The 10,892-nt window shown below is 69.4% G+C and carries 9 protein-coding genes and 1 pseudogene; 4 read left to right on the top strand and 6 right to left on the bottom strand.

Annotation, left to right across the window (positions count from 1 at the left end; genetic code table 11):
* Positions 1–351: 351 nt before the first annotated feature.
* Complete coding sequence (locus DYE23_RS21120) at positions 352–921, top strand: YceI family protein (RefSeq protein WP_115329054.1); 570 nt, start codon at positions 352–354, stop codon at positions 919–921.
* A gap of 85 nt (positions 922–1,006) precedes the next feature.
* Here DYE23_RS21120 and DYE23_RS21125 read toward each other — a convergent pair whose 3' ends face one another.
* From DYE23_RS21125 to typA, 5 genes are all read right to left on the bottom strand, one after another.
* Positions 1,007–3,586, bottom strand: a complete 2,580-nt coding sequence (locus tag DYE23_RS21125; protein WP_115328082.1) for a bifunctional FO biosynthesis protein CofGH — start codon at positions 3,584–3,586, stop codon at positions 1,007–1,009.
* Between the two features lie 96 nt (positions 3,587–3,682).
* Entirely contained in the window at positions 3,683–4,153 is a 471-nt protein-coding gene (locus DYE23_RS21130; RefSeq protein ID WP_011893054.1) for a hypothetical protein, read from the bottom strand.
* 114 nt (positions 4,154–4,267) lie between these two features.
* Positions 4,268–5,122 carry an N-acetyl-1-D-myo-inositol-2-amino-2-deoxy-alpha-D-glucopyranoside deacetylase gene (mshB, locus tag DYE23_RS21135; protein WP_011893053.1) on the bottom strand — a complete coding sequence of 285 codons (855 nt, stop codon included), beginning with the start codon at positions 5,120–5,122 and terminating at the stop codon, positions 4,268–4,270.
* Positions 5,123–5,165: 43 nt separating this feature from the next.
* A complete protein-coding gene (locus DYE23_RS21140) occupies positions 5,166–6,965 on the bottom strand; it encodes an ABC transporter family substrate-binding protein (protein ID WP_178061083.1) in 1,800 nt (599 codons plus the stop codon).
* Between the two features lie 179 nt (positions 6,966–7,144).
* Positions 7,145–9,046, bottom strand: coding sequence for a translational GTPase TypA (gene typA / locus DYE23_RS21145; protein WP_115328083.1), 1,902 nt, complete (start codon positions 9,044–9,046; stop codon positions 7,145–7,147).
* A gap of 56 nt (positions 9,047–9,102) precedes the next feature.
* Between typA and DYE23_RS21150 the strand changes: the two genes are divergently transcribed.
* The 3 genes from DYE23_RS21150 (at position 9,103) to DYE23_RS21160 (ending at position 10,158) form a co-directional block, all read left to right on the top strand.
* Entirely contained in the window at positions 9,103–9,270 is a 168-nt protein-coding gene (locus tag DYE23_RS21150) for a hypothetical protein (protein ID WP_099961812.1), read from the top strand.
* Between the two features lie 79 nt (positions 9,271–9,349).
* On the top strand, positions 9,350–9,622 hold the full coding sequence (locus DYE23_RS21155; protein WP_011893049.1) for a hypothetical protein: 273 nt from the start codon (positions 9,350–9,352) through the stop codon (positions 9,620–9,622).
* A 26-nt stretch (positions 9,623–9,648) separates the two neighbouring features.
* Entirely contained in the window at positions 9,649–10,158 is a 510-nt protein-coding gene (locus DYE23_RS21160) for a DUF488 domain-containing protein (RefSeq protein WP_099961813.1), read from the top strand.
* Positions 10,159–10,165: 7 nt separating this feature from the next.
* On the opposite strand, the pseudogene narI reads toward DYE23_RS21160, so the two are convergent.
* A pseudogene (narI, locus tag DYE23_RS21165) lies at positions 10,166–10,885 on the bottom strand (respiratory nitrate reductase subunit gamma); the annotation flags it as partial.
* Between the last annotated feature and the right edge of the window lie 7 nt (positions 10,886–10,892).

Consider the following 10,892-nt stretch of genomic DNA (forward strand, 5'->3'; position numbering starts at 1 on the left):
AGTGGGCTGCTGCTTCGGCAGAGTCGCTTGATCCCCGCAGCCAATCCCAGCAAGTATCCATGCCGATAGTTGGACGCGTGTCTCAGTGTGCCCTAACTTGCGCGCAGTTACTGATACTAAACGTCCCACATACCCCTCGCCTAGTAGCGACACCCCTTCGCAACCTCCCGGTCCCCTTGCACCGCGAGCGCGCGCGTCTGCACCCGACACGCCGTTGAATTGCGTGCTTTCGCGCGCGCTCACCGTGCGCGAGCGTCACGCCCGAGCCGACGGGGAATTTATCCGGACCGCAGTCCGTTTATCCGGGTGATCCGCCGGACCCGCCGGCGGCGCCGCGAAAGAGAGACGTTCATGCCCACCTCCACCACCGATGCCACCACCGCTGCGACCGCCGTCCTGCCCACCGGAACCTGGACCATCGACCCCGTCCACTCCGCCGTCACCTTCTCGGTACGCCACCTGATGGTCAGCAAGGTCAGGGGCGGCTTCGACACCTTCAGCGGCACGGTGACCGTCGCCGAGGACGGCGCGCCGTCGGTGCGCGCCGAGATCGCGGTCGGCTCGGTCGACACCCGCAACGAGCAGCGCGACGCACACCTGCGGTCCGCAGACTTCTTCGATGTCGAGAACCATCCCACCGCGACGTTCGTATCCACCGCGGTGCGCCCGGACGGCGACCGCTACGTCCTCGACGGCGACTTCACACTCAAGGGCATCACCCGGCCGATCTCCTTGGCCCTGGAGTTCAACGGCGTGAACCCCGGCATGGGCCACGGCGAGGTCGCGGGCTTCGAGGCGTCGGTCGTGGTGAACCGCAAGGACTTCGGCATCGACATCGACATGCCCCTGGAGACCGGCGGCGCGGTGGTCGGCGACAAGGTCACGATCACCCTCGAGATCGAGGCGACCAGGCAGGCCTGAGCCCTACTGCCCGCCGAAATTGCATTCCAGCAGCGAAAGATCGAGTGCGCGCCTGCTGGAATGCGATTTCGGCGACGGGGGGACGTCAGGCCGCGAGGGGGCTGTAGTCCGTCGAGCGTTGCCGCGCGGGGCGGCCGATGCCCTCGGCGATGGCGACCAGCTCCGCGACGGTCTTGGCCGAGCCGTTCTCCGAACCCGCCATCCGGGAGATGGTCTCCTCCATCAACGTGCCACCCAGGTCGTTGGCGCCGCCGGTGAGCATCACCTGGGTGCGCTCGATGCCGAGCTTGACCCAGCTGGTCTGGATGTTGGAGATCCTGCCGTGCAACATGATCCGGGCCAGCGCGTGCACCGCGCGGTTGTCCCGGTGCGTCGGCCCCGGACGCGCGCCGCCCGCCAGGTACAGCGGGCTGGACTGGTGCACGAACGGCAGCGGCACGAACTCGGTGAAACCGCCTGTGCGGTCCTGGATGTCGCGCAGCACGTTGAGATGGCCCACCCAGTGCCGGGGCGTGTCGACGTGGCCGTACATCATCGTCGAGCTCGACCGCAGCCCGACCTCGTGGGCGGTGGTGACGACCTCGATCCACATCGACGTCGGGAGTTTGCCTTTCGTCAGCACCCAGCGGACCTCGTCGTCGAGGATCTCGGCCGCCGTGCCGGGGATGGTGTCCAGCCCCGCCTCACGTAATGCGGTGAGCCACTCGCGGATCGACGTGCCACTGCGGGTGACCCCGTTGGCGATCTCCATCGGCGAGAACGCGTGCACGTGCATCGACGGCACCCGGGCCTTGACCGCACGCACCAGATCGGCATAGCCGGTGACCGGCAGCTCCGGGTCGATGCCGCCCTGCATGCACACCTCGGTGGCGCCGGCGACATGCGCTTCCCAGGCCCGGTCGGCGACCTCGGACGTCGACAGCGAGAACGCGTCGGCGTCGCCCTTGCGTTGCGCGAACGCGCAGAACCTACATCCGGTGTAGCAGATGTTGGTGAAGTTGATGTTCCGGTTGACCACGAACGTGACGTCGTCACCGACGACGTCGCGGCGCAGTGAATCTGCCAGTGCGGTAACGGCTTCCAGCGCCGGCCCATCGGCGGTCGCCAGCGCCAGGTACTCGTCGTCCGAGCAGCCCGCCGGATCCCGTTCGGCGGCGCGCAGTGCGGCGAGCACGTCGGTGTCGATCCGCTCGGGTGCGCGCGCCGCCAGTTCCTCGACCTTGGCGCGGATGGATTCCCAGTCCCCGAACGCCGACCCGAGATCCGACCGCGTCTCGGTCAGCCTGCCCTCGGAGTCGATGGCGGCGTGCAGATCGGTGCGTCCCAGCGACTCGGTGGCCTCGTCGGGTTCCTGCCACGGGCGCCCGACGGGGTTCACGTCGAGCGCCAGTCCGGACTCCGGGTCGGCCAGCGCCGTCACGTGTCCCATCACGCGCGGGTCGATCCACGCCGCGCCGGCCTGCACGTACTGCGGCTGCGCGGTCAGGCGTTGCACCAGGTCGTAGCCGGCCTCGGCGGTGACCTCGGCCAGCTCGTCGAGCGCGGGCCACGGGCGCTCCGGGTTGACGTGGTCGGGGGTCAGCGGCGACACCCCGCCCCAGTCGTCCACCCCGGCGCCGATCAACGCCAGACACTCCTGGCGCGACACCAAATTCGGGGGTGCCTGGATCCGCACCTTGGGGCCCATCACCAGCCTGGTCACCGCGATCGTGGCCAGGAAATCCTCGAAACCGGCGTCCGGCGCAGTCGCCATCACGGTGTGGTCCTTGGCGCGGAAGTTCTGCACGATGACTTCCTGGACGTGCCCGAACTCCTTGTGCGAGCGGCGAATCGCGTGCACGGTCTCGGCGCGCTCGGCCAGGGTCTCCCCGATGCCCACCAGCAGTCCGGTGGTGAACGGGATCGACAGCCGGCCCGCGTCGTCCAGGGTGCGCAGCCGAACCGCCGGGTCCTTGTCGGGGCTGCCGTAGTGGGCCAGACCCCGCGTCTCGAAGAGCCGCCGCGAGGTGGTCTCCAGCATCATGCCCATCGAGGGCGCGACCGGCTTGAGGCGCGAGAGCTCCGACCACGACATCACACCGGGGTTCAGGTGCGGCAGCAGCCCGGTCTCTTCGAGCACCCGGATCGCCATCGCCCGTACGTAATCCAGCGTCGAGTCGTACCCGCGCTCGTCGAGCCACTGCCGGGCCTCGTCCCAGCGTGCCTCCGGCCGGTCACCGAGGGTGAACAATGCTTCCTTGCAACCCAATTCGGCGCCGCGACGCGCCACGTCGAGAATCTCGTCGGGCTCCATGAACATGCCCTTGCCCTCGGCGCGCAGCTTGCCGGGCACGGTCACGAACGTGCAGTAGTGGCACTTGTCGCGGCACAGATGGGTGACCGGGATGAAGACCTTGCGGGAGTAGCTGACCGGCAGCCGGCCGGCGGCGCCGCGGCGTCCGGCGGCCTCCAGTCCGGCGTCGCGCACCCGGGCCGCCGACGCGCACAGATCGGCCAGGTCGTCGCCACGGGCCGTCAGGGCGATCGCGGCCTCATCGACGTTGAGCGCCACCCCGTCGCGCGCACGGCGCAGCACCCGGCGCAGCGCGGTCGGTGACGGCGCGGCGGACTTGGGCGGAACCACCGGGCTGGGCAGATCGGCGCCGTGCTGGATGTTCAGAGCCACTCCCCTGTAACCCCGGTATGGTCGGGGATCATCCGCACGTCTCACTATCTGAAACAGACTGCGCCTGCCATCCGGATGACATAGGCATCACAGTAGTCACCTGGTTCGCGTGGCGGAGGGCGCCCTGGTCGGCACGCGCTGATCGCCTGCCTTCATCACCAGCCAGGCCGCCGGAACCGCACCCAACGCCACCAGCAGCACCGGCCCGAACTCCATCAGGCCCGAGCCGCCGAACACGATGTCGTCGCCGGGTGTGATCGTCATCAGCACCAGCAGCGTCGCCAGCCACGTCCACAGCGGGAGCGCACCCAGGCGCGGCGTCGAGGTCAGCTGCAGCGCGGCCCACACCAGCGCGGCGTTGAGGATGCCGCTGAGCAGCGCACTGATCGGGAACGGCACCGGACCGAGGCGCAACGGCAGAAAGAACACGGCCAGCAACGCCGACAGCACACCGTCGAGGCCGAGCAGGATCAGCAGGGGCACACGTAACCGGCCGGGGGCCGGTCGGACCGCCGTTGTCAGGTCGGGATGCTGTCGAGCAGCGAGACGAGGGAGCCGACGACCCACTGGTAGCTGTCGAGGCGGTCCTGCCAGTGCTGCAGGTTCGGATCCAGGTCCGGGTCCATGTCGTGCCCTTCCACGTGCGGTCGGTTGCGGGCAGCTTACCCGCTCGGTGCGTGATCAACGCAGGTTCAGCCCCGCCAGCAGGTCGGTTTCCCAGCCCCGCGCGTCGCGCTCACCGGCCTCGCCCCGGGCCAGCACGTAGTACTCGGTCGCGTCGACCGGCAGCGCGATGTCGTTCGACAGCGCGAAGCTGCGTCCGTCCGGCGCGACCGTGATCTGCGTTTGGTGGGCGTGCATCGCCGCGACCCGGGCCGCCGAATGCGCGCCGAGGTCCAGAGCGGCGTCGATCGTGTCATCGGTGAACCCGACGAGAGGCAGGTCGTCGGCGGTCAGCGTCACCCACCCGTCGGGGACGTCGGTCAGCGCGGCGATCCCGGTCCGCAGAGCCGAGTCCGACGTCACGGTCCAGTAGAACTTCGGGACCTGCCACGCGGCCGCCTCGACCGCGGCGGTGGTCAGCCGGTGGGTGTGGATGTGGTCCGGGTGGCCGTACCCGCCGTTCGGGTCGTAGGTGACCACGACGTGCGGGCGCAGCTCGTCGATGGCGGCGGCCAGGACCGCGGTCTGCTCGGCGACGTCGCCGTCGACGAAACGTTCCCGGCGGCGGGCCGGGGTGCCCTCCATGCCGGAGTCCCGCCAGCGGCCGGCGCCGCCGAGATAGCGGGGCCGGTCCACGCCGAGCGCGGCCAGGGCGGCGGTGAGCTCGCCGATGCGGTATCCGCCCAGCTGATCGGCGTGGTCGACGGCGAGCTGCGCCCAGCGGTCACCGATCACCTCGCCTTCCTCCCCGAGGGTGCAGGTGATGACCTGCACCTCGGCGCCGCGGGCGGTGTAGTGCGCGATGGTCGCGCCGGTGGTCAGCGTCTCGTCGTCGGGGTGGGCGTGGACGAAGAGAAGTCGCGGGGTCTCCATTCGTCCAAGCTTGCCCGGCCGCCGGCCCCTGCCGACGCCCGGCCTACTGGGGCAGCTTCACCCAGTCGCCGGCGTCGCCGACGATGCCGACCGGTACCGCTCCGGTCAGGCTGACGTTCTCGACGCTGGGCCCGGCCGCGACGATCGTGGTGTCCTGCAGGATCGGCAGCACCGTCGACATCTCCCACAGTCTCGGCTCGACCTCGTCGATCACCTCGGCGATGTCGGCGGTGCCCCGCAGCGCGGCGTCGATCCTCGGCTGGATCGCGTGGTCGCAGATCCCGGTGATGTTGCTCGGGGCCTGGACGAGCTCACCGGACTCGGGTGCCGGACTCGGCGGGGTCGGCGTCGCGGTCGTGCGCGGCGGCGGGGTGCTTCCGGGCGTCTCCGACGGCGGGGGGTCGGGCGGGGGTGCCCCGGGGGTCGTCGGGACGGCGGTGGCCTCCAGCGCGGGGCAGCCGTAGCGCGACGCCAGCGAGGTCGCGAGGTCACCGCCGGCCGGGTGCCAGCCCACGACGGCGTCGACGGTGTTGTCGACCAGCGCCTCGCCGTACAGCGTCACCGGGTCCAGCGCGGACACCGAGGCCGCGATCCCGACGTTGCGCAACTGGTCGGCGGCGGTGTTCGCGACGGCCAGCGACGTCGGGTCGTTGGCCGCGACACCGAGCACGAGTGTCAGCGGCTCGCCGTCCCTGGCGATGCGCCCGCGGCCGTTCTCCGGGGCCTGGCCCGCCACCTCGAGGGGTTCGACCTCGTAGCCGGCCTGCGCGAGCAGCGACAGGGCGTCGTCCCGCGTCATCGCAGGCGGCGCGGTCGGGACGTACCCGGGATCCGACGGGGAGCGCACCTGCGCCTGGGCCAGCGTCACGGTGTTGTCGTCGCCGGCGCCGACGGCGGCCAGCAGATCGACGTCGAGCAGACCCAGGATCGCCTTGCGGACGGGCGCCTCACTCAGCGCGGGCTGCCGGGCGCGCAGGGTCAGCGCCATGACGCGCGGGGTGACGATCCGCGCGGTGCGCACATCCGGGATCGCCGACAGCTGCGCGAAGACGGCCGAGCCGCCGTGCACCTGGGCAACCTGTGTGTCGCCGTTGCGGATCGAGTCGGCGAGCGCGGCCGGCGCCCCGCCGCGGCGGAACAGGATCAGATCCGGCGTCGCCGGCACCCCCCAGTAGCGGTCGTTGCGGGCCAGCAGGATCTCATCGCGCTGCGGATCGATGGTGTCGACCCGGAACTGCCCGCCGGTGACGGGCAGCGCCTGCGCCAGACCGGCCGAGAAGCCGCCGGGAACGTCCTTGACGATGTGGGCGGGCAGGATGTCGTTGAACAGCTCACGCCAGGCCGGGTAGGGCTGCGCGAACGTGACGACCGCGGTCTTGCCGCCTTCCACGGACTGCACACCGGTGATCAGGTCATAGCCGGCGGGGTCGACGGCGCCGGGCTGGCTGACCATCTGCCGCCACAGGTACCAGAAGTCGTCGGCGCCGATCGGCGCGTTGTCGGTCCATTGCGCCTCGGGCCGGATCTTGTAGGTGACCGTGAACGGGTCCCGGCTGGTCACCTCCGCCGACTCCAGCAGCGTGGTGTCCATCTCCCAGCGCGAGCCGGTCGGCGTCTGCGAATCCGGGATGGGCCGGAACGAACTGGGCAGCACCAGCGCGCTGATCGCCGCGTTCACCGGCGACTGATCCGAGAGCAGATGGGAGTTGAAGCCGGGTCCGATGGAGTCGATCGCGACGATGATCTGGGTCGCCTTCATCGGGGGCGGCGGCGTCGACTCGGTGGTGTCGGTGCTCTGCGGGGCCGGCGGCGGACTGACCGTACACCCGGACACCAACAGCATCAGCGCAACCGCGCAGGTCAGCAGTCGGCGGGCGGTCGGCACGCCCTTCAGGGTATCGACCGCGATATCGGGCAGCGCGGGAAGCCGGATTCGTCGGACGCCGGCCGGAGCCCATCGAATGTGCGTCCAGGGCGGTCGCCGGCGCGGATTTCCGCCCTGGCCGCACACTCGGTAAGCGGTCAGCCGCGGGCCTTCGCGCGCGCTTTCGCCCGGGCGCGCAGCGACGCCGTCAGCTCGACCTTGCGCACGCGCACGATCTCCGGGGTCACCTCCACGCACTCGTCCTCGGCGCAGAACTCCATCGCCTTCTCCAGGTCGAGCTCCAGCGGCCGGGCCAGCGTCTCCATCACGTCGGCCGTCGAGGACCGCATGTTGGTCAGCTTCTTCTCGCGGGTGATGTTGATGTCGAGATCCTCGGCGCGCGGGTTGATCCCGACGACCTGGCCCTCGTAGGTCTCCTGGCCGGGTTCGACGAAGAACTGTCCGCGGTCGGCGAGCTGGATCATCGCGAACGGGGTGATCTGCCCGCTGCGGTCGGATACCAGCGACCCGGTGTGGCGGGCGCGGATCTCGCCGGCCCACGGCCGGTATCCGTCGAACACGGCGTTGGCGATGCCCGTGCCGCGGGTGAGCGTCAGGAAGTCGGTGCGGAATCCGATCAGGCCGCGGCTGGGCACGATGAAGTCCATCCGGACCCATCCGGCGGCATGGTTGGTCATCTCTTCCATGCGGCCCTTGCGGGCGGCCATCAGCTGGGTGATCGCGCCGACGAACTCCTCAGGGCAGTCGATCGTCATCGCCTCGAACGGCTCGTGCAGCTTGCCGTCGATGGTCCGGGTGACGACCTGGGGCTTGCCGACGGTCAGCTCGAAGCCTTCGCGGCGCATCTGCTCGACGAGCACCGCGAGCGCGAGCTCACCACGGCCCTGCACTTCCCAGGCGTCCGGCCGACCGATGTCGACGACCTTGATGGACACGTTGCCGACGAGCTCGGAGTCCAGGCGGTTCTTGACCATTCGCGCGGTCAGCTTGTGTCCGGAGACCTTGCCCGCCAGCGGTGAGGTGTTGGTGCCGACGGTCACCGAGATCGCGGGCTCGTCGACGGTGATGCGCGGCAGCGCGTGCGCATGGTCGGGATCGGCCAGGGTGTCGCCGATCATGATGTCGGGCATGCCGGCCACGGCAACGATGTCGCCGGCGACAGCCTCGTCGGTGGCGGTTCTCTCGACGCCCACGGTGACCAGCAGCTCGGTGATCTTGGCGTTCGTGATGACGGGGTGGCCGTCGACCTCCCGCATCCAGGCGACCTGCTGGCCCTTGCGGATCCGGCCCTTGTAGATGCGGATCAGCGCGAGCCGGCCCAGGAACGCCGACGCGTCGAGGTTGGTGACCAGCGCCTGCAGCGGTGCGTCCGGGTCGCCCTGCGGCGGCGGGATGTGCGTGAGCAGCACGTCGAACAGCGGGTCGAGGTTCTCGCCGTCGGGGTTCTCGCCGTTGGGCGGCTGGGTCGTGCTGGCGATGCCGGCGCGCCCCGACGCGTACAGCGTGGGCAGATCGAGGGCCTTCTCCGCGGCCGCCTGGGCTTCTTCGTCGAGGTCGGACGCCACGTCGAGCAGCAGGTCGTGGCTCTCCTCGACGACCTCGGCGATCCGGGCGTCGGGCCGGTCGGTCTTGTTGACGACCAGAAGGACGGGCAGGTGTGCTGCCAGCGCCTTGCGCAGAACGAAGCGGGTCTGCGGCAGCGGCCCCTCGGAGGCGTCGACGAGCAGGACGACGCCGTCGACCATGGACAGGCCGCGCTCGACCTCGCCGCCGAAGTCGGCGTGGCCCGGGGTGTCGATCACGTTGATCACGGTGACGGTTCCGTCCGGGTGCGTCCGGTGGACGGCGGTGTTCTTGGCCAGGATGGTGATGCCCTTTTCCTTCTCCAGGTCACCGGAATCCATCAGGCGTTCGATCGCGTCGTCGCCGCGGTGGGTCAACGCTCCGGATTGACGCAGCATCGCGTCGACCAGAGTGGTCTTGCCGTGGTCGACGTGGGCCACAATGGCGACATTGCGGAAATCGGGGCGTGCATTCACGTCGGTGATTGTCGCAGTGCACTGCACCGATCACGAAAACGAGAGATTCCCGTCACGTGAAAGTCAACAAGCTCCTCGACGTCAAGGCCAAGAAAAAGTGTTGCCGCAGCAAGCCGAGGTGCAAGCGGTGTCCGCTGGTGCTGCACAAGGTGCGCAAGGCCGAATTGAACGGTATCCGCGGCAAGGAACTCGAGAAGGTCTTCAAGCGCGCCCGTAAGGCCTGACCTCCGGTTTTCAATCCCTGGGCGCCGCTACGGGCGTACCGTGGAAGAACCCGTCAGGCGTTTTCTGGAGGTGCCTTTCATGACGGTTTACACGGTGCTCACCATTGTCCTCATCACTGTGCTGGCCACGTTGACGACGCTCGCGATCTTCCTGGGACTCGCCAATTGGATCGGTGCGTTCTATGTCGTGCGATGTAGTGAATGTCGTCATCTCACGTTCAGTTCGGCGAACAGGAGTCAGGCGTCGTGCCCGCAGTGTCGCCACCCCGTCCTGACCCACCCGATCCACGCGCTGGCGCACCGGGACAGCCGCGCCGACGTGCGGGTCGCCGGGGATCGTCTGCGGTACTAGCGCCCGGGCTGCCCGGGCTGATCTCGGTGGGTCACGGCACCCTCGACCGCGCGGGGCTGACCTCACTGCTGCGCGACGCCGGGGTCGAGGTGGTCGTCGACATCCGGCGATTCCCGGGGAGTAGACGTGATCCCGAGATCGGACGCGACGCGATGCAGGTCTGGGCGCCGGAGGCCGGGTTGGCCTACCGCTGGGATGCGGGTCTGGGCGGGCGACGCCGGCTACCCGCGGGAACCGACGTCGTCGACACGTGGTGGCGGGTAATGCAGTTCGCCGCCTACGCGGCGTACACCCGCACCGACGCGTTCGGCCGGTCGCTCGAGGCACTGCTCGCCGAGGCCGCCGCCAGGCGCGTCGCGATGATGTGCAGCGAATCGGTGTGGTGGCGTTGCCATCGCCGCCTGGTCGCCGATGTCGCCGAGTTACGCTGCGACACAGCTGTTTTCCACCTCATGCACGACGGACGACTGGCCCGCCACGACCCGTCGGAGGGAGCTCGGGTGGCCGCCGACGGGCACGTCGTGTGGGACGGCTGAGCCCAGCTCACCATCCGCGACGGTGCGGCGCGGACCCGACCAGCTCGCCTTTCCCGGCGGCATCGCGGCTGCGGTAGACGATGTAGGGCCGGAACAGATAGCCGATCGGTGCGCTGAACGCGTGCACCAGCCGGGTGAAGGGCCACAGGCAGAACAGTGTCAGGCCCAGCAGCACGTGGATGTGGAACCACAGCGGGGCATCGACCATCAGATCTCCGCGCGGCTGCAGCACCCAGATGGAGCGGAACCACGGTGACACCGTCTCGCGGTAGTTGTGTTCGGCGCCCGCCGGGGTGGCGCCGATCAGCGTGCACGCCAGGCCCGCGACGATCGCCAGCACGAGAACCAGGTACATCACCTTGTCGTTGACGGTCGTCGCCATGAACACCGGACCCTGGGTGCGCCGCCGGTACACCAGCAACGAGATCCCGACCAGGGTGCACACCCCGGCGATCGCACCGAGGACGAGCGCCTGGATGTGATAGGCGTGATCGCTCAATCCCATTGCATCGGTCCATGATTCGGGGATCACGAGACCGATGACATGCCCGACGATGACGACGAGGATGCCGAAATGGAACATCGGGCTTCCGATGCGCAGGAGCCGGCTCTCGTAGAGCTGCGACGAGCGGGTGGTCCAGCCGAACTTGTCGTAGCGGTACCGCCACCAGGTGCCGACGACCACGACGGCGAGGGTGACGTACGGGATGACGTCCCAGAAGATCTCCCACCCA

It is taken from the genome of Mycolicibacterium gilvum (genome assembly GCF_900454025.1).
In the GTDB taxonomy this organism is placed as follows: Bacteria; Actinomycetota; Actinomycetes; order Mycobacteriales; family Mycobacteriaceae; genus Mycobacterium; species Mycobacterium gilvum.

Bases quoted from the DNA above. Each gene is read 5' to 3' on its own strand.
- mshB (WP_011893053.1), bottom strand. From the start codon at position 5,122: ATGGAGACCCCGCGACTTCTCTTCGTCCACGCCCACCCCGACGACGAG.
- DYE23_RS21155 (WP_011893049.1), top strand. From the start codon at position 9,350: ATGACGGTTTACACGGTGCTCACCATTGTCCTCATCACTGTGCTGGCC.
- DYE23_RS21140 (WP_178061083.1), bottom strand. From the start codon at position 6,965: ATGCTGTTGGTGTCCGGGTGTACGGTCAGTCCGCCGCCGGCCCCGCAG.
- DYE23_RS21120 (WP_115329054.1), top strand. From the start codon at position 352: ATGCCCACCTCCACCACCGATGCCACCACCGCTGCGACCGCCGTCCTG.